We start from the raw sequence: 18,034 nt of genomic DNA, 5'->3' as shown, positions 1-18,034 counted from the left end.
ATTTGCATGACAGAACAACAGAAACCGCCTTCGGATGAGTCGAATCAGCCGGCCCAGCCGGAAGAAAAGCCCACCGGAGCAGCCGGACCGTCTGAGGCAGCGCCCGTGCCGGAGTCCGAGCGCCTGGTGACCGCCAAGCGTGCCGACTTCCCGCTGGAAGACGAGCTGCGCGCGGGCGATGACGCCGCGCGGCGCGAGGCGCGCGAGCGCAAGGCGCGCCTGTCCGGCGCCACCGCCGGCGGGCAGGTGGGCGGACAGGCGAGCGGAGGCTGGGAACGCGATGTGCTGGAAAAAGTGCTCACCGCATCGCTGCGCGAGCAACGCGCGGCGCGGCGCTGGCGAATCTTCTTCCGCCTGGTGACCCTGGGCCTGCTGGTGCTGATCCTGTTCGCGGTGTTCGACTTCAAGGGCGACGGCACCATCACCGCCTCGGGCCGCCACACCGCGATGGTCACGCTCGAAGGGGAAATTGCCGCCGGCACGCCGGCAAGCGCCGAAGCCATCAATGCCTCCCTGCAGGCGGCCTTTGCCGACAGCAATGCCGCCGGCGTGATCCTTAAGATCAATTCACCTGGCGGTTCGCCGGTGCAGGCAGGCATCATCAACGACGAGATCCACCGCCTGCGCGGTCTCTACCCGTCCAAGCCGCTGTATGTGGTGGTCGAGGAAATCTGTGCTTCCGGCGGTTATTACGTGGCGGCGGCGGCCGACAAGATCTATGTCGACAAGGCCAGCATCGTCGGCTCGATCGGCGTGCTGATGGACGGCTTTGGCTTTACCGGGCTGATGGACAAGCTGGGGGTGGAGCGCCGGCTCTATACCTCGGGCGCCAACAAGGGCATGCTCGACCCGTTCTCGCCGCAGGTGCCGAAGCAGAAGGCCTTTGCCGAAGCCATGCTCAAGCAGATCCACCAGCAGTTTATCGACGTGGTCAAGGAAGGCCGCGGCGACCGGCTCAAGGACGACCCGGAACTGTTCTCCGGCCTGTTCTGGTCGGGCGAGCGCAGCGTTGCGCTGGGACTGGCCGACGGGCTGGGCAGTGCGGAGTACGTGGCGCGCGACCTGTTCAAGGCCGAGGACATCGTCGACTACACGGTCAAGGAGAACATCGCCGAGCGCGTGGCCAAGCGCTTTGGCGCGGCCGTGGGCACCGCGGCGATGAAGACCATGCTGTGGAGCACCGGCATGCAGGGCATGCGCTGAAGCCTGGCGCGGCAGCGTGTGAACAAAGGGGGCGCAAGCGCCCCCTTTGTCATTTCCGTGCCGTTGTTTGCCTAAAGGGCGAGCAGCGAGAAGATCGCCGGGCGCTTGTGCAGCGCGATCCGCTCGGGGCGCCAGTCCGACAGCGGCAGCGTCACGATGGTCTCGCCGGGCAGGGTCAGGTCCACCGCCACCGACAGCAGCGTGGTGCCGGCGCAGTGCTGGCGCATGGCTTCCAGCAGCGCGCCGTTGCGGTACGGCGTTTCGATAAAGACCTGGGTCTGGCTGGCCTTGCGCGAGCGCTGTTCCAGTTCGCGCAGCCGCTGCGCGCGCTCGTTGGCATCGACCGGCAGGTAGCCGTTGAAGGCAAAGCTCTGGCCGTTCAGGCCCGAGCCCATCACCGCCAGCAGGATCGAGCTGGGGCCCACCAGCGGCCGCACGCGGATGCCGCGCGCATGCGCCAGCCGCACCAGGTCGGCGCCCGGGTCGGCCACCGCCGGCACGCCGGCTTCTGACAGCAGGCCGCCGTCGCGGCCGGCCTGCAGCGGCGCCAGCAGGGCCGCCAGCGCATCGGCGCGCGTATTGACATTCAGTTCCTGGATCTCGATCTGCTGGATCGGGCGCGCCAGCGGCGTGGTTTCGCCCAGTTTCTTCAGGAAGGCGCGCGCGGTCTTGGCGTTCTCGGCGACGAGGTAGTCGAGCCCGGCCGCGATCTGCTGCACGCCCGCCGGGATCACCTCGGCCAGCGGGTCGGCTTCGTCGCGCTTGCCGAGGGTATTGGGGATCAGGTAAAGGGTGCCGCTCATCGTGGGTAGGTGCGGTGGATGCGGATCATGCGGTAAGGAGAGGGTAGCCGGCCTGGCGCAGCATGCCGGTCAGCGCGATCAGCGGCAGGCCGACCAGCGCGGTGGGATCGTCGGACTCGACACGCGCCAGCAGCGTGATGCCCAGTCCCTCTGATTTGGCGCTGCCTGCTACGTCGTAGGGGCGCTCCAGCAACAGATAGGTCTCGATTTCGGCGTCGGTCAGGTCGCGCAGTGTCACGCGGGTCTGCACGTCGGCCAGTTGCGCGGTGCCCGAGCGGGAATCCAGCAGGCACAGCGCCGAATGGAAGGTGGCGGTGCGGCCGCGCATGCGGCGCAGCTGCGCCACGGCATTGTCGTGCGTGCCCGGCTTGCCCATCTGGGCGCCGTCCAGCGTCAGCACCTGGTCGGAGCCGATCACCAGCGCGCCAGGGTAGCGTGCCGCGATGGCCTCGGCCTTGCGCTGCGACAGCCGCAGCGCCGTGGCCTCGGGCGCTTCGCCGGCCAGCGGGGTTTCGTCGATGTCCGGCACGGCGACTTCAAAGGGAATGCGCAGCCGCTCCAGCAGTTCGCGGCGGTAGGGCGAGCCGGAGCCGAGGATCAGCCGGGGGCGGGAGTCAGGAGACATAAGTAATTAGAATCGGAGCCGGAAGCCAGGTGGCTTCCGGAGCAAGGCCTTTGACCTCGAAAAGGTTTACACCGTATAATCGCGCGTTTAGCCGCATCCGCACCCGGGCGCAGTGCCGCCAATGTGCGCGGCCCGCAATCCGTCAGGTGAGGCATGTGGCGAACCCGTCATTGATTTGCGACAGGAGCCACGCACATGACCCAGCCGATCGACCTGCGCGCGCTTGACCTCTTCGCCTTGTGCCGAAAGGGTGAAAGCCTGGCCGGCGACGTGGCGGTGCGGGATTTGCCGCGCATCTTAGCCGAGACCGCCGCGCAAGCGCCAGCCTCGGCACCCGATGAGACGTTCGCCTACACGGCCACCGGCTTCGTGCGCGAAGAGGCTGCCGAGCCCGGCGCCGCGGTGGCGCAGCGGCTGTTCCTCGACGTGACCGTGCGGGGCCGGATGTGGCTGGATTGCCAGCGCTGCCTGACGCCCTATGCCCAGCCGATCGAGACGTCAACGCGTTTCGAAGTGGTGGAAAGCGAGGAAGCGGCCGACGCGGCGCCGATGGACGATGACGAAGTCGACGTGATCGCCGGCTCGAAGCGGTTCTCGCTGCTGGAACTGATAGAAGATGAAGTGCTGCTGGCGTTGCCGGTGGCACCCAAGCATGACGTCTGCCCGACCGTGCACGAAAGCCTCGTGACGGGATCGGACGGCGAGGCCCGGCCTGAAGCCGAGCCTGAGGAAGAAAAGCGGCCTTCGCCCTTCGCGGTGCTGGCCGGCCTGAAGACCCGGCACTGAAGCCGCAGCGCGGCCTGCAGGGTCTTGCAGGTGAATCTGAAGCATCCGGCCGGGCCCCGGCTACGCCTTGGGCGGGATGCGTGTGTTAATATTGAAAAATTCTCGAAGGAGTCATCATGGCTGTTCAACAGAACAAGAAGTCGCCGTCCAAGCGCGGCATGCACCGTTCGCACGACCACCTGTCGGCCGCGCCGCTGGCCGTCGAGCCGACCACCGGCGAAACCCACCTGCGCCACCACGTGAGCCCGAACGGCTACTACCGTGGTCGCAAGGTCATCAAGACCAAGAACGACTGATAGCTTCGCTAGGCGTGACGTTGCGTCTCGCTCGCGCATGCCTGTGGGTCGGACAATAATCGGTCAGACACAAAAAAGCGGCAAGATCGTTGCCGCTTTTTTGTTGGGCGCTCGGGATTCCCGCCGGGCGTGGCGTGCGCCGCCGCGCTATCCGTACCAGGAACAATGACGATCAAAATCGCTATCGACTGCATGGGCGGCGATCACGGTGTGTCCGTGACGGTGCCCGCGGCGATCAGTTTTCTTTCCCGCCACGACGATGCCGAGATGGTGCTGGTCGGCTTGCCCGACGCCATCCGGGCGCAGCTGAAGAAGCTGCACGCGCTGGATCATCCGCGCGTCAGCATCGTCGAGGCCACCGAGGTCATCACCATGGATGACCCGGTCGAAGTGGCACTGCGCAAGAAGCGCGACTCCTCGATGCGCGTTGCCGTCACCCAGGTCAAGGAAGGCTTGGCCGGCGCCTGCATTTCCGCCGGCAACACCGGCGCGCTGATGGCGGTATCGCGCTATGTGCTGAAGACGCTCGAAGGCATCGAGCGCCCCGCCATCGCCACCACCATCCCCAACGAACAGGGGTGGGGCACCACGGTGCTGGACCTCGGCGCCAATGCCGATTGCGAGCCCGAGCACCTGTTGCAGTTCGCGCGCATGGCCGAGGCCATGGTGGCGGTCGTCGACCACAAGGAACACCCCACGGTGGGCCTGCTGAACATCGGCGAGGAAGTCATCAAGGGCAACGAGGTGGTCAAGCGCGCCGGCGAACTGCTGCGCGCCTCGGAGCTGAATTTCTACGGCAACGTGGAAGGCAACGACATCTTCAAGGGTACGACCGACATCGTGGTTTGCGACGGCTTCGTCGGCAATGTGGCGCTCAAGAGCACCGAGGGCCTGGCCAAGATGATCGGCAGCATGATCAAGGAAGAATTCACCCGCTCGTGGTTCACCAAGCTGCTGGCCGCGGTCGCCATGCCGGTGCTGTCGCGCCTGGCCAGGCGGCTCGACCCGGCGCGCTACAACGGCGCGTCGCTGCTGGGCCTGCGCGGGCTGGTGATCAAGAGCCACGGCTCGGCCGATGCCCATTCTTTTGAGTGGGCCATCAAACGCGGGTATGATGCCGCCAAGAATGGCGTGATCGCCCGTATCACCCGGGCCTTTGCCGATAAATCCAGCGCCGCAGGCGGCGTCCAGTCCGCCCCGGAGACAGAGGCGCCTGGCGCGCATCCCAGCCCCCACGTCGCCTGAGCGCCACCGCGCGCCGGTCGAGCGTGCCGGCGGGCCATACGATCCGACAATACATGACCAAGTACGCAAAAATCATCGGTACCGGGAGCTACCTGCCTCCGCGGCGCGTGACCAACCATGAGCTGGCGGCGCAGCTTGCCGAGAAAGGCATCGAGACCAGCGACGAGTGGATCGTCTCGCGCAGCGGCATCTCGGCGCGGCACTGGGCCGAGCCCGATGTGACCAGCAGCACGCTGGCGGTCAAGGCCGCCGAGCAGGCCATTGAGGCCGCCGGCATCGACCGCCAGGACATCGACCTGATCATCGTCGCCACCTCGACGCCGGACTTCGTGTTCCCCAGCACCGCCTGCATCGTGCAGGAAAAGCTTGGCATCACCAACCATTGCCCGGCCTTCGACCTGCAGGCGGTGTGCTCCGGCTTTGTGTACGCGCTGGCCACCGCCGACAAGTTCATTCGCAGCGGCTCGCACCGCAATGTGCTGGTGATCGGTACCGAAGTGTTCTCGCGCATCCTCGACTTCAACGACCGCACCACCTGCGTGCTGTTCGGCGACGGCGCCGGGGCGGTGGTGCTGTCGGCGTCCGACGAGCCGGGCATCCTGTCCAGCGCCATGCATTCGGACGGCAGCCATGTCGACATCCTGTGCGTGCCGGGCAACGTCGCCGGCGGCAATATCACCGGCAACCCGTTCCTGCACATGGACGGCCAGGCGGTGTTCAAGCTCGCCGTGAACGTGCTCGACAAGGTGGCGCGCGAAGCCATGGAAGCCGCCAGCGTGTCGCCCGATCAGGTCGACTGGCTGATTCCGCACCAGGCCAACATCCGCATCATGCAGGGCACCGCGAAGAAACTGGGCCTGCCGGCCGAACGCATGGTCGCCACCGTGCACGAGCACGGCAACACCTCGGCGGCATCGATCCCGCTGGCGCTGGACGTCGCCGTGCGCGACGGCCGCATCCGCCCGGGCCACACCGTGCTGATGGAAGGCGTGGGCGGCGGCTTCACCTGGGGTGCGGTGCTGCTGCGCATGTGATACGCGGCCGGCGCCAGGTCGTGCCGCGCAGGCATGCTCCGCCGCGGCGCCGGCTCCCGATTTCTTGTTAGGGTTTCCATCCGATGAAATTCGCTTTCGTATTTCCCGGCCAGGGTTCGCAGTCGGTCGGCATGCTCAATGCCTTCGCCGACAATGCCGTGGTGCGCGCCACCGTGGAAGAAGCCTCGGCCGCGCTCGGCCAGGATCTCGGTCGCCTGATCGCCGAAGGCCCTGCCGAAGAACTGAACCTGACCACCAATACGCAGCCGGTGATGCTGACCGCCGCGGTGGCGATCTACCGGGCCTGGCTCGATGCCGGCGGCCCGGCACCGGCGCTGGTCGCCGGCCACAGCCTGGGCGAATACTCCGCGCTGGTGGCCGCGGGCGTGATTCCGTTTGCCGATGCCGTACCGCTGGTGCGGTTCCGTGCGCAGGCCATGCAGGAAGCCGTGCCGGTGGGCGAGGGCGGCATGGCCGCGATCCTCGGCCTGTCGGATGACGACGTGCGCGCCGCGTGCGCCGAAGCGTCCGCCACGGGCGTGGTCGAGGCCGTCAACTTCAACGCGCCGTCGCAGGTGGTGATCGCCGGCCACAAGGGCGCGGTCGAGAAGGCCTGCGAAATCGCCAAGGCCAAGGGCGCCAAGCGTGCGCTGCCGCTGCCGGTGTCGGCGCCGTTCCACTCGTCGCTGCTCAAGCCCGCCTCCGACCGCCTGCGCGAGCGCATGGCCGGCCTGGCTTTCTCGGCGCCGTCGATCCCGCTGGTGAATAACGTCGACGTCGCCATCGTCAACGATCCCGAAGGGATCAAGGATGCGCTGGTGCGCCAGGCCGCCGCGCCGGTGCGCTGGGTAGAGTGCGTGCAGAAGATGGCCGCCGAAGGCATCACCCACGTGATCGAATGCGGTCCGGGCAAGGTGCTGGCCGGCATGACCAAGCGCATCGACGGCAACCTCAGCGGCGGCGCGATCTTCGATCCGGCTTCGCTGCAAGACACGCTGGCACTGCTGAAGTAAGCAACAGGACAACCGCATGACCAAACTTCTCGACAACCAGGTTGCGCTGGTCACCGGCGCCTCGCGTGGCATCGGCCGCGCCATTGCGCTGGAACTGGCCCGGCAGGGCGCCACCGTGATCGGCACCGCCACCAGCGAAGCCGGCGCGGCCGGCATCACCGACTACCTCGGCGCCGAAGGCCTGAAGGGCAAGGGCGCCATGCTCAACGTCAATGATGCCGCTGCCTGCGAGGCGCTCATCGACGAGATCGTCAAGAGCCACGGCGGCATCGGCGTGCTGGTCAACAATGCCGGCATCACGCAGGACCAGCTGGCGATGCGCATGAAGGACGAGGACTGGCTGGCCGTGATCCAGACCAACCTGACTTCTGTGTTCCGCCTGTCGCGCGCGGTGCTGCGCCCGATGATGAAGGCGCGCCAGGGCCGCATCATCAATATCACTTCGGTGGTGGGCTCGGTCGGCAATCCCGGCCAGATGAACTACTCCGCGGCCAAGGCCGGCGTGGCCGGCATGACCCGTTCGCTGGCTGCCGAGATTGGCAGCCGCAACGTGACCGTCAACTGCGTCGCGCCGGGCTTTATCGATACCGACATGACCAAGGCGCTGTCCGAAGAGCAGCATGCTTCGCTCAAGAAACAGATCCCGCTGGGCCGCCTGGGCCAGCCCGAGGATATTGCCAATGCGGTGGCCTTCCTGGCTGGCCCGCAGGCTGCCTACATCACCGGCACCACCCTGCATGTGAACGGCGGGATGTACATGAATTAATGGTGTTTTTCGGTGGCTTTTTAGGCAAAGAAGCCGGGAGAAGCTGCCGGAAGTCGTAGTTTTCCGAACCAATCGGGCGCGATTCTTGCAAAGCTTGGCAGGCAGCATTTCTGTTGTCCCAAACCTGCTAAAATGCGCCCACTTTTTGTCGAACTTCCCTGGAGGGTTACATGGACAATATCGAACAACGCGTCAAGAAAATCGTGGCAGAACAGCTTGGCGTGGCCGAGGCAGACATCAAGAACGAATCGTCGTTCGTGAACGATCTCGGTGCGGACTCGCTGGACACGGTTGAACTCGTGATGGCGTTGGAAGATGAATTCGGCATGGAAATTCCCGATGAGGAAGCCGAAAAGATCACGACCGTGCAACAGGCTATCGACTACGCTACCGCGCACGTCAAGGCCTAAGCCCGTCGTCTCTGCATTCCGAGCCACAGAAGGCAGGTGGGCGGGCCGTTGCGGCCGCGCCTTGCTGTTTTCTGTGGCTTTCGTCTGTTCGAAGAAGCAGAATGGAATGGGCTTCGCCGTGCGGCCTTCAGCGCCGGCGGCGGGCAACTCCGCGTTCCGTTCCCGTTTCACGCACCCGTAGGAAAACATAGTGAGCCGTCGTCGCGTCGTCGTCACTGGGCTTGGCCTTGTGTCTCCGGTCGGAAACACGGTTGCCGAAGGCTGGGCCAACCTGGTAGCCGGCAAGTCCGGCATCGCCACCATCACCAAATTCGATCACTCCGCGCTGTCCGTGCACTTCGCCGGCGAAGTGAAGGGTTTCAATGCCGAGGATTACATCCCGGCCAAGGAAGCCCGCAATATGGATACGTTTATCCATTACGGCATCGCGGCCGGAACGCAGGCGCTGAAGGATAGCGGCCTGGAAGTGACCGAGGCCAATGCCGAGCGCATCGGCGTGCTGGTCGGCTCGGGCATCGGCGGCCTGCCGATGATCGAGGATACCCATGCCGTGCTGAGCGAGCGTGGTCCGCGCCGGATTTCGCCGTTCTTCGTGCCCGGCTCGATCATCAACATGATCGCCGGCCACCTGTCGATCATCCACGGCATCAAGGGCCCGAACCTGGCGGCCGTGACGGCGTGCACCACCGGCCTGCACAGCATTGGCCTGGCCGCCCGCCTGATCCAGGCCGGCGATGCCGACGCCATGCTGGCGGGCGGCGCGGAATCGACCGTGTCGCCGCTGGGCATTGGTGGTTTCGCCGCCGCGCGCGCGCTGTCGACGCGCAACGACGATCCGGCAGCGGCCTCGCGTCCGTGGGACAAGGACCGCGACGGCTTCGTGCTGGGCGAAGGCGCGGGCGTGATGATGCTGGAAGAGTATGAGTCGGCCAAGGCCCGCGGTGCGCGCATCTATGCCGAGCTGATCGGCTTCGGCATGAGTGGCGACGCCTACCACATGACCGCGCCGAACATGGACGGCCCGCGCCGCTGCATGGTCAATGCGCTCAAGGATGCCGGCATCAACACCGACCAGGTGCATTACCTGAACGCGCACGGCACCTCCACGCCGCTGGGCGACAAGAACGAATCCGATGCGATCAAGGCAGCATTCGGCGACCAGGCCTACAAGATGGTGGTGAACTCGACCAAGTCGATGACCGGCCACCTGCTGGGCGGCGCCGGTGGCCTGGAGTCGGTCTTCACCGTGCTGGCGCTGCACCACCAGGTCTCGCCGCCGACGATCAACCTCGACAACCAGGACCCCGAGTGCGACCTGGACTACGTGGCCAACACGGCGCGCGAGATGAAGATCGACGTGGCAGTGAAGAACAACTTCGGTTTCGGCGGCACCAACGGCACGCTTGTTTTCCGCCGCGCCTGATCCGTGGTTGAGGCGGGCCCTTGAGGGGCTGCGCCATGGCAGGGTCCACCCGCTGGGGTGGGCCCTGTTCGTGTTTTGTGCCGGCGAATTGCTGGCGCTCGCGCTGCTGGCGCGGACGCTGGCCGATGCCATTGCCGGCAGCCAGGCGGGCTTGCTGTGGTGGCACCTCGCAGCGGGTGCCGGCCTGGCACTGGCCGCCGTAGCGGCCCTGCGTGCCTGGCCGGCATGGTGGCGCGGCCTGCGCTGGGTCTGCACGGCCGTGCAGGACGCCGACGCCGAAGGCCCCCTGCGCATCTGGCTGGAAGCGCCCGGCGGCGCGCGGCGCGAAGCCGTCGTGCGGCAGTGCTGGCAGCTCGGAGACGCAGCGGTAGTGTGCCTGGCCCCCGGTGATCCGGCGATGCCCGGCGCCATTCTTCTTCCCTGGCAGGCAGCTGGTCCGGAACTGGCGCGGTGGCTGCAACGGTCCGCGCGAGTTGCACTGCGGGTGCAACCCGATGCCAGCCCAGGGAACGATTTTGTTAGCTTGCGGTCACAGGATGCGCGTTGCTTCACCGGGCGGGCTGAGAATCGTAGGTAAAATACAACGTTTGTCGTGACGACCAAACCAAGAGATACACTGCAGGTGAGCCATACGTGAGCGAACGCGAAGCCGATCAGCTCCTAGTTGAACGCGTCCAGCAGGGCGACAAGCGGGCCTTTGAACTTCTGGTGACCAAATACCATCGGAAGATCATTCGCCTGATTTCGCGCCTGGTCAGGGATCCCGCTGAAGTCGAGGATGTGGCGCAGGATGCCTTCATCAAGGCATACCGCGCCTTGCCCCAGTTCCGCGGGGAGTCGGCCTTCTACACGTGGCTGTACCGGATCGCCGTCAACACCGCCAAGAACTACCTGGCTACCCAGGGCCGCCGCCCGGAAGCGTCCAGCGATATCGATGCGGAAGAGGCTGAAACTTTTGCGGACGGTGAACAACTAAGGGATATCAATACGCCGGAGTCGATGCTTCACACGCGCCAAGTTGCCGAGACGGTGAACCGCGCGATGGAAGCACTTCCGGAAGAATTGCGGACCGCCATCACGCTGCGCGAGATCGAGGGCCTCAGCTACGAGGAAATCGCCGAAGCGATGGGGTGCCCGATCGGCACGGTGCGCTCGCGCATCTTCCGCGCACGCGAGGCGATTGCCGAGCGGTTGCGCCCGCTGCTGGGAACGGCAGAGGGCAAGCGGTGGTAAGTGGCGGTCCAGGTGGTAGAGAAGAATGTCGTGCGGCCAGCGTTGCAGCCTATTCCTGCATCGATAAGCGACAGCAGTAACGGGATTATCGGTGTTCAATGGAATGTCTTGGGGTGGGAAATGGGTCAGGCTCATAAGCAGTCGGTTCATGTAGTGGAAGCAGCGGAGCAGATCTCCGTATTGATGGATGGCGAACTGGCGCCGCACGAAGTCGATGCCGTGCTCGATCTCGCGAAGAGCGAAGCCGGCCTTTCCGACTGGACCACATACCAGTTGATCGGCGACGCCTTGCGTTCCGAAGACCTGACGCAGGCGGGTTCCACCGCCGATTTCCTCTCGCGTTTCTCCGCGCGCCTCGAAGCCGAGCCGCACGTGCTGGTGCCGGCGGTAGCGCAGGCTGGCGCCCGCCATCGCCTGCTGGTCAGGCCGTCGTGGGTGCGCCGCGTGATGCCCGGCACCGCCATCGCCGCCGCCGTGGCCGCGGTCAGCTGGGTGGTGGTGCCGCAGATGCGCGGTCCCGCCACGGTAGGAACGCCGGATGCCGTGGTCGCCCGTGCCGAACAGCCGGCCTCCGGCCAGGCCGCCGGCATCGTCACGGTCGCCGCGGACGCCCCGCAGATGATCCGCGACCCGCGCCTGGACGAATACCTGCGTGCGCATCGCACTTCAGTGGCAACGGATGCTTTCGTGCCGACCATGCGCACGGTTGCCAACGGTGCAAACTTCACTCAGGAAAATACGCAGGAATAATGCCGGACATGCACAAAGGAGGTTCGCCCGCCCATGTAGCGGGCGCGCAGAGAATTAGGGCCCTGCGTAGGTCCTTTTTTCTGGCCTTGTGTCTGAGCGCTGCGGCGGCCACCGCGCAGCCTTTGGACAATACGCTGACCCGACGCGACGCAACTGCCTGGCTCAACAAGATCCACAAAGCCGCACAGCGCGAGAACTATGTCGGCACGCTGATCTATCAGCGCGGCAGCGTCATGCACGCCTCGCGTATCCAGCATTACAGCGATCTCGTCCACAACGAATACGAACGGCTCGAGACCCTCGACGGCAAGCCGCGCGAAGTGCTGCGGCAGAACGACGTCGTGCACAGCCTGATCCCCGAAGCCAAGCTGGTGGTGGTGGAAAAGCAGGACGCCAAGGACCGCTTCCCGGCGCTGCTCGCCACCAACAAGAACGATGTGCTGGACCTGTACGACATGCGCAAGATGCCCGCCGAGCGCGTGGCCGGCATGGAGTGCGAGGTCTTTGCGCTGGAGCCGCACGATGCCGCGCGCTACGCGGTGCGCTTGTGGGCGGAAAAGAATTCCGGCCTGCTGATGCGCGCGCAGACCATCGGCGACGGCGGCAAGGTGCTGGAGCAGGTGTCGTTCTCGCAGGTGCAGATCGGCGTGCCGTCAGAGAAGCAGCGTATCCTTGCCGCGATCAAGAATTCCAGCAGCTGGAATCACTATGAGGTGACCTACCAGCCCACCAGCATCGCCGACGAGGGCTGGTCGATCGCGGTGCCGCTCAAGGGATTCCAGAAGATCCGCGAGGTCCGCCGCCCCCTCGGCGAGTTGCGCGCGCCGCCTCCGGGCAATGCCCGCGGGCAGGTGTTCGAAGTGCTGCAGATCGTCTACAGCGACGGGCTCACCGGCCTGTCGGTCTTCATTGAGCCGGTTTCCGAGCAACGTGCGCGCCGCGAAGGCGTGGCCGCGCTCGGCGCGACCCAGGTCGTGGTGCGCCGGGTTGCCGATTTCTGGATCACCGTGGTGGGCGAGGTGCCGGCGAGCACCGTGCGCCAGTTTGCGACGGCCGTAGAGTACCGTCCGCCCAAGACGGTACACTGAGCGTGAGCAGGTGCGGCTGGCGCCCGGGTTTCGTCCGGGGCCGGCTCCATGAAACCTGCGAAGGGTCCCCGCCACGGGATCACATCCAGTCGGTTTTTCTTCTTTTCGCTGAATCCCGGGAGTTGTCGATGATGTTCAGATCTCCAGCCCTGGCGCGGGCCGTGGTCATGGCTGCCATGATGCTGCTCGGCCCGACCGTTGCCGAAGTCAGCCACGCCCAGGCCGCTGCCTCCAATTACAACCTGCCCGACTTCACTGACCTGGTGGAGAAAGCCAGCCCGGCCGTGGTCAACATTCGCACCACCGAGCTGGTCCGACAGCGCGGCGCGCCAGGCAGCGACGACGAGATGGCGGAATTCTTCCGCCGCTTCTTCGGCGTGCCGATGCCGGGGGCGCCGGCGCCCGGCACGCCGCCGCGCCGCGGGCAGCCGCCGCAGCAGGAAGAGCAGAGCCGCGGCGTGGGTTCGGGCTTCATCATCAGCCAGGATGGTTATGTGATGACCAACGCGCACGTGGTGGCCGACGCCGAAACCATCTACGTGACCCTGCCGGACAAGCGCGAATTCAAGGCCAAGCTGATCGGCTCGGACAAGCGCACCGACGTCGCGCTGCTCAAGGTCGAGGCCACCGGCCTGCCGCGCCTGCCGCTGGGCGATTCCAACAAGGTCCGCGCCGGTGAGTGGGTGCTGGCCATCGGCTCGCCGTTCGGGCTGGACAACAGTGTGACCGCCGGCATCGTCTCGGCCAAGGGCCGCGATACCGGCGACTACCTGCCGTTCATCCAGACCGACGTGGCGGTCAACCCCGGCAACTCCGGCGGGCCGCTGATCAACCTGCGCGGCGAAGTGATCGGTATCAACTCGCAGATCTACAGCCGCAGCGGCGGCTACATGGGGATTTCGTTCGCAATCCCGATCGACGAGGCGATGCGGGTGTCGGAGCAGCTCAAGTCCTCCGGGCGCGTGACGCGCGGCCGCATTGCCGTGGCGATCGGCGACGTCACCAAGGAGGTCGCCGATTCGCTGGGCCTGGGCCGTGCGCGCGGCGCGCTGGTGGGCAGCGTCGAGCCGGGCGGTCCCGCGGAGAAGGCGGGCATCGAGGCGGGCGACATCATCCTGAAGTTCAACGGCCGCGATATCGAGCGCGCTTCGGACCTGCCGCGCATGGTCGGCGAGACCAAGCCCGGCACGCGCGTGCCGTTGCAACTGTGGCGCAAGGGCGCGACCCGCGAGGTCAGCATCACCGTTGCCGAACTGGAGCCGGAGGGCAAGGCGCGCGCGCGCAGCGGCGCGGCGCCCAAGGACGACAGCGCGGCCCAGGCCGGCAAGCCCAATGCGCTGGGCCTGGTGGTCAGCGACCTGCCCGAGGCGCGCCTGAAAGAGCTCAAGCTCAAGTCCGGCGTCGAGGTCGAGGTGGCCGATGGCCCGGCGTTGCGCGCCGGCATCCGTCCGGGCGATATCATCCTGCGGCTGGGCGACACCGACGTGACCAATGCACGCCAGTTCAACGACCTGGTGCGTGGCCTGGACAAGAGCCGGATCGCCGCGGTGTTCGTGCGGCGCGGCGATGCCACCCAGGTGCTGACGCTGCGACCGGGCGCTGCCTCGTCCCGCTGATCCGCCATGGCTGCCACGCCCGCGCTGACGCTGTTGGGCCGGGCGTACTGCCATCTTTGCGAAGACATGAAAGTCGCGCTGGAGCCGCTCCGGCGCGATTTTTCTTTTACCCTGCATGAGGTCGATGTCGACGCCGATGCCGCGCTGGAGGCGCGCTTTGGCGAACTGGTGCCGGTGCTGATGCCCGGCAAGCCGGCGGACTTGCGGGCGGACTCGTCGGCGAATGCTGCGCCCCTTTGTCACTATTTCCTCGACGAAGCGGCAACAAGGGTATGGCTGGCCGCACATGGCGCCACGCGCACCGCCCGCTGAGCCGCGCCGGCATCCGCGCCACGCCACCATATGACGACCCGGAAGTCATTGAAAATCCGGTAAAATTGCGGATTGGCGCAAAAATTGCACCCCCGAACCCGCGGTACGCCCGCGCACGCCTTGCGGCGCGCGGCGCCGGGCCGCTCCACTGCTTGTTGCCGCCCGGGCTCTCAGCCGGCGCTTCCCTGAACATTAGATGGACCATATCCGTAATTTCTCGATCATTGCCCACATCGACCATGGGAAGTCCACCCTGGCCGACCGGATCATTCAGCTTTGCGGAGGGCTGTCGGATCGGGAGATGGAAGCGCAGGTTCTCGATTCGATGGATATCGAAAAAGAGCGCGGCATCACCATCAAGGCGCAGACCGCGGCGCTGAGCTACAAGGCCCGCGACGGCCAGGTCTACAACCTGAACCTGATCGACACCCCCGGACACGTCGACTTCAGCTATGAGGTCAGCCGGTCGCTGTCCGCCTGCGAAGGCGCGCTGCTGGTGGTCGATGCCTCGCAGGGCGTCGAAGCCCAGACCGTGGCCAACTGCTACACCGCGATCGAACTGGGCGTGGAAGTGGTGCCGGTGCTGAACAAGATCGACCTGCCGCAGGCCGATCCCGACAACGCGATCCAGGAAATCGAGGACGTCATCGGCATCGACGCGCAGGACGCCACGCCGTGCTCGGCCAAGACCGGCCAGGGCGTGCAGGACGTGATCGAGGCCCTGATTGCCAAGGTGCCGCCGCCCAAGGGCGATGCCGACGCGCCGCTGCAGGCGCTGATCATCGACTCCTGGTTCGACAACTACGTTGGCGTGGTGATGCTGGTGCGGGTGGTCAACGGCACGCTGCGCACCAAGGACAAGGTCCTGCTGATGGCCACCGGCTCGCAGCACCTGGTCGAGCAGGTGGGCGTGTTTACGCCCAAGTCGATCCAGCGCGACGCGCTGACCGCGGGGCAGGTGGGCTTTGTCATCGCCGGCATCAAGGAACTGAAGGCTGCCAAGGTCGGCGACACCATCACCACCGTGCAGCGCAAGGCCGAAGCGCCGCTGCCGGGCTTCAAGGAAGTCAAGCCGCAGGTGTTCGCTGGCCTGTACCCGGTCGAAGCCAACCAGTACGAGGCGCTGCGTGAATCGCTGGAAAAGCTGCGCCTGAACGACGCCTCGCTGATGTTCGAGCCGGAAGTGTCGCAGGCGCTGGGCTTTGGCTTCCGCTGCGGCTTCCTCGGGCTGCTGCACATGGAGATCGTGCAGGAGCGCCTGGAGCGCGAGTTCGACATGGACCTGATCACCACCGCGCCGACGGTGGTGTACCAGGTCGAGATGCGCGACGGCACCACGGTCACTGTGGAAAATCCGGCGAAGATGCCCGATCCGGGCAAGATCGAGGCGATCCTGGAGCCGATCGTCACCGTCAATTTGTACATGCCGCAGGAATATGTCGGCTCGGTGATCACGCTGTGCACGCAGAAGCGCGGCACGCAGGTCAACATGAGCTACCACGGCAAGCAGGTGCAGCTGACCTACGAGATCCCCATGGCGGAAATCGTGATGGATTTCTTCGACCGCCTGAAGTCGGTGTCGCGCGGCTACGCGTCGATGGATTATGAGTTCAAGGAATATCGGCCGTCCGACGTGGTCAAGGTCGACATCCTGATCAACAGCGACAAGGTCGACGCGCTGTCGGTGATCGTGCACCGCTCCAATTCGCAATACCGCGGGCGCGAAGTCGCGGCCAAGATGCGCGAGATCATTCCGCGCCAGATGTACGACGTGGCGATCCAGGCCGCCATCGGCTCCAATATCATCGCGCGTGAAAACGTCAAGGCGCTGCGCAAGAACGTGCTGGCCAAGTGCTACGGCGGCGATATCTCGCGCAAGAAGAAGCTGCTGGAAAAGCAGAAGGCGGGCAAGAAGCGGATGAAGCAGGTCGGTACCGTCGAGATTCCGCAGGAGGCCTTCCTGGCCATCCTGCAAGTCGACGACAAGTAAATTGCCGCGGGCGGGGCAGTGGCCGGGCCACGCCCGGCAGCCTTGCCGGCGTGGCGACAGAACAGGCTGTACCAGGATTTCCAAGAACCAGAAGCCGTCATGAATTTTGCACTGATCCTTTTTGTGCTGGTGGTGATCACGGGCGTGGCGTGGGTGGCCGACAAGCTCGTGTTCGAGCGGCAGCGCCGCTCTTCGGCGCGACTCGCGCTGGCCGAGTTCGATTCGCAGCAGGGCCGTCTGCAAGGCAGTTTCGGCGCGGCCGACGCCGAAGCCACGCGCAAGCGCCTGGCCGAGGAAAAGCTGCGCCAGCCGTGGTGGCTGGAGTATTCGGCCAGTTTCTTCCCGGTCATTCTGGCGGTGTTCGTGCTGCGCTCGTTCGTGGTCGAGCCGTTCAAGATCCCGTCCGGCTCGATGATTCCGACGCTGCTGATCGGCGATTTCATCCTCGTCAACAAGTACGAGTACGGCATCCGGCTGCCGGTGGTGAACAAGAAGATCATGGACATGGGCGAGCCCCAGCGCGGCGACGTGATGGTGTTCCGGTACCCGAAAGACCCGTCGCTCGACTACATCAAGCGCGTGATCGGCGTGCCGGGCGATGTGGTGCAGTACGCCAACAAGCGCCTGACCATCAACGGCAAGCCGGCCGAGTACACCGCGCTGCCGGACTTCCTCGACGAGGAGCGCCTGGCCTATTCGCGTCATTTCCGCGAAAAGCTCCCGGGCGGCGTCGAGCATGGCATCCTGAACGACGCCGACCGGCCGGCGTTTATCGCGGGTGCGGATCCGGATTTTCCGTACCGGGACAACTGCACCTACAATCAACAGGGTGTGACTTGCAAGGTACCTGCGGGTCACTATTTCGTCATGGGCGACAACCGCGACAACAGCCTCGATTCCCGTTACTGGGGGTTCGTGCCTGACCAGAATATTGTCGGCAAGGCGTTCGTGATCTGGATGAACCTGGGCAATTTCGGACGCGTGGGATCGTTTAAATAAGCATCTCCGCGGCGCAAGAACACTCAACAAAACGAGGGCAGGCGCGATGGGTCGATTTGGGAAGGTGGGGGCAGGAAACCATCCGGCAGGGCGCCGGGGCGGCGCTGGCGGGTTTTCCGTGTGGACGCTGCTGGTGATCGTGGTGTTCGTGGTCGGCGTGGCCTTGCCGACCCTGCGCGCGATCCCGAGCCTGGTGGAATATTTTTCGGTCAAGCGCGCCGCCGGCTATGCCAAGCAGCGCGCCGCCAACAAGCGTGAAGTGGTCGAATTCTTCGAGAAGCAGGCCGCCATCGACCGCATTACCGCGGTCAAGGGCGAAGACCTGCTGATCCGGGAAGACGATAACGGCACCATCCAGTCGGTCGATTTCTCGTACCGCACCGAGGTGCCTGTCTACGGACCCCTGAGCCTGTTGATTACCTATTCAGGAACGCAGCACTGA

At 65.5% G+C, this 18,034-nt stretch carries 20 protein-coding genes; 18 read left to right on the top strand and 2 right to left on the bottom strand.

From position 1 onward, the window contains the following. Window positions 1-6: 6 nt before the first annotated feature. Window positions 7-1,203: a S49 family peptidase gene (locus RALTA_RS10085; protein WP_012353323.1), complete on the top strand. Its 1,197-nt coding sequence runs from the start codon at window positions 7-9 to the stop codon at window positions 1,201-1,203. Between the two features lie 71 nt (window positions 1,204-1,274). On the opposite strand, the gene RALTA_RS10080 is transcribed toward RALTA_RS10085, so the two are convergent. Continuing rightward, entirely contained in the window at window positions 1,275-2,006 is a 732-nt protein-coding gene (locus tag RALTA_RS10080) for an SAM-dependent methyltransferase (protein WP_012353322.1), read from the bottom strand. Window positions 2,007-2,031: 25 nt separating this feature from the next. Beyond that, complete coding sequence (locus RALTA_RS10075) at window positions 2,032-2,631, bottom strand: Maf-like protein (protein ID WP_012353321.1); 600 nt, start codon at window positions 2,629-2,631, stop codon at window positions 2,032-2,034. A 195-nt stretch (window positions 2,632-2,826) separates the two neighbouring features. Between RALTA_RS10075 and RALTA_RS10070 the strand changes: the two genes are divergently transcribed. The 17 genes from RALTA_RS10070 to RALTA_RS09990 all read left to right on the top strand — a co-directional run bounded on the left by RALTA_RS10070 (window position 2,827) and on the right by RALTA_RS09990 (window position 18,034). Continuing rightward, window positions 2,827-3,417 (top strand): DUF177 domain-containing protein, encoded by a 591-nt coding sequence (locus RALTA_RS10070; protein WP_012353320.1) that lies wholly within the window; start codon window positions 2,827-2,829, stop codon window positions 3,415-3,417. 116 nt (window positions 3,418-3,533) lie between these two features. Beyond that, window positions 3,534-3,713, top strand: a complete 180-nt coding sequence (gene rpmF, locus RALTA_RS10065; RefSeq protein WP_010814675.1) for a 50S ribosomal protein L32 — start codon at window positions 3,534-3,536, stop codon at window positions 3,711-3,713. A 165-nt stretch (window positions 3,714-3,878) separates the two neighbouring features. Continuing rightward, the gene (gene plsX / locus RALTA_RS10060; protein ID WP_012353319.1) at window positions 3,879-4,958 is read left to right on the top strand and encodes a phosphate acyltransferase PlsX; all 1,080 of its coding nucleotides are present in this window, start codon (window positions 3,879-3,881) and stop codon (window positions 4,956-4,958) included. Window positions 4,959-5,011: 53 nt separating this feature from the next. After that, window positions 5,012-5,992, top strand: coding sequence for a beta-ketoacyl-ACP synthase III (locus tag RALTA_RS10055; protein WP_012353318.1), 981 nt, complete (start codon window positions 5,012-5,014; stop codon window positions 5,990-5,992). An 83-nt stretch (window positions 5,993-6,075) separates the two neighbouring features. Then, complete coding sequence (fabD, locus tag RALTA_RS10050; RefSeq protein ID WP_012353317.1) at window positions 6,076-7,005, top strand: ACP S-malonyltransferase; 930 nt, start codon at window positions 6,076-6,078, stop codon at window positions 7,003-7,005. 16 nt (window positions 7,006-7,021) lie between these two features. Continuing rightward, window positions 7,022-7,771, top strand: coding sequence for a 3-oxoacyl-ACP reductase FabG (gene fabG, locus RALTA_RS10045; protein WP_012353316.1), 750 nt, complete (start codon window positions 7,022-7,024; stop codon window positions 7,769-7,771). 170 nt (window positions 7,772-7,941) lie between these two features. Next, entirely contained in the window at window positions 7,942-8,181 is a 240-nt protein-coding gene (gene acpP / locus RALTA_RS10040) for an acyl carrier protein (protein WP_008644813.1), read from the top strand. 190 nt (window positions 8,182-8,371) lie between these two features. Continuing rightward, window positions 8,372-9,604, top strand: a complete 1,233-nt coding sequence (fabF, locus tag RALTA_RS10035; RefSeq protein ID WP_012353315.1) for a beta-ketoacyl-ACP synthase II — start codon at window positions 8,372-8,374, stop codon at window positions 9,602-9,604. Beyond that, entirely contained in the window at window positions 9,585-10,181 is a 597-nt protein-coding gene (locus RALTA_RS10030) for a hypothetical protein (RefSeq protein ID WP_012353314.1), read from the top strand. The genes fabF and RALTA_RS10030 overlap by 20 nt, the downstream gene beginning before the upstream one ends. Before the next feature lie 56 nt (window positions 10,182-10,237). Beyond that, complete coding sequence (gene rpoE / locus RALTA_RS10025; RefSeq protein ID WP_012353313.1) at window positions 10,238-10,837, top strand: RNA polymerase sigma factor RpoE; 600 nt, start codon at window positions 10,238-10,240, stop codon at window positions 10,835-10,837. Window positions 10,838-10,957: 120 nt separating this feature from the next. Next, entirely contained in the window at window positions 10,958-11,587 is a 630-nt protein-coding gene (locus tag RALTA_RS10020; protein ID WP_012353312.1) for a sigma-E factor negative regulatory protein, read from the top strand. Window positions 11,588-11,595: 8 nt separating this feature from the next. Further along, entirely contained in the window at window positions 11,596-12,675 is a 1,080-nt protein-coding gene (locus RALTA_RS10015; protein WP_012353311.1) for a MucB/RseB C-terminal domain-containing protein, read from the top strand. A gap of 128 nt (window positions 12,676-12,803) precedes the next feature. Further along, window positions 12,804-14,291, top strand: coding sequence for a DegQ family serine endoprotease (locus RALTA_RS10010; RefSeq protein ID WP_012353310.1), 1,488 nt, complete (start codon window positions 12,804-12,806; stop codon window positions 14,289-14,291). 6 nt (window positions 14,292-14,297) lie between these two features. Beyond that, on the top strand, window positions 14,298-14,603 hold the full coding sequence (locus tag RALTA_RS10005) for a glutaredoxin family protein (RefSeq protein ID WP_012353309.1): 306 nt from the start codon (window positions 14,298-14,300) through the stop codon (window positions 14,601-14,603). 196 nt (window positions 14,604-14,799) lie between these two features. Then, window positions 14,800-16,593, top strand: a complete 1,794-nt coding sequence (lepA, locus tag RALTA_RS10000) for a translation elongation factor 4 (RefSeq protein ID WP_012353308.1) — start codon at window positions 14,800-14,802, stop codon at window positions 16,591-16,593. A gap of 99 nt (window positions 16,594-16,692) precedes the next feature. Continuing rightward, window positions 16,693-17,592, top strand: a complete 900-nt coding sequence (gene lepB / locus RALTA_RS09995) for a signal peptidase I (protein WP_012353307.1) — start codon at window positions 16,693-16,695, stop codon at window positions 17,590-17,592. Between the two features lie 46 nt (window positions 17,593-17,638). After that, on the top strand, window positions 17,639-18,034 hold the full coding sequence (locus RALTA_RS09990) for a DUF4845 domain-containing protein (RefSeq protein WP_012353306.1): 396 nt from the start codon (window positions 17,639-17,641) through the stop codon (window positions 18,032-18,034).

Source organism: Cupriavidus taiwanensis LMG 19424, assembly GCF_000069785.1.
Classification (GTDB): Bacteria; Pseudomonadota; Gammaproteobacteria; order Burkholderiales; family Burkholderiaceae; genus Cupriavidus; species Cupriavidus taiwanensis.
Note: the sequence above shows the minus strand (reverse complement) of the source record. Positions and strands in the feature narration are given on the sequence as shown.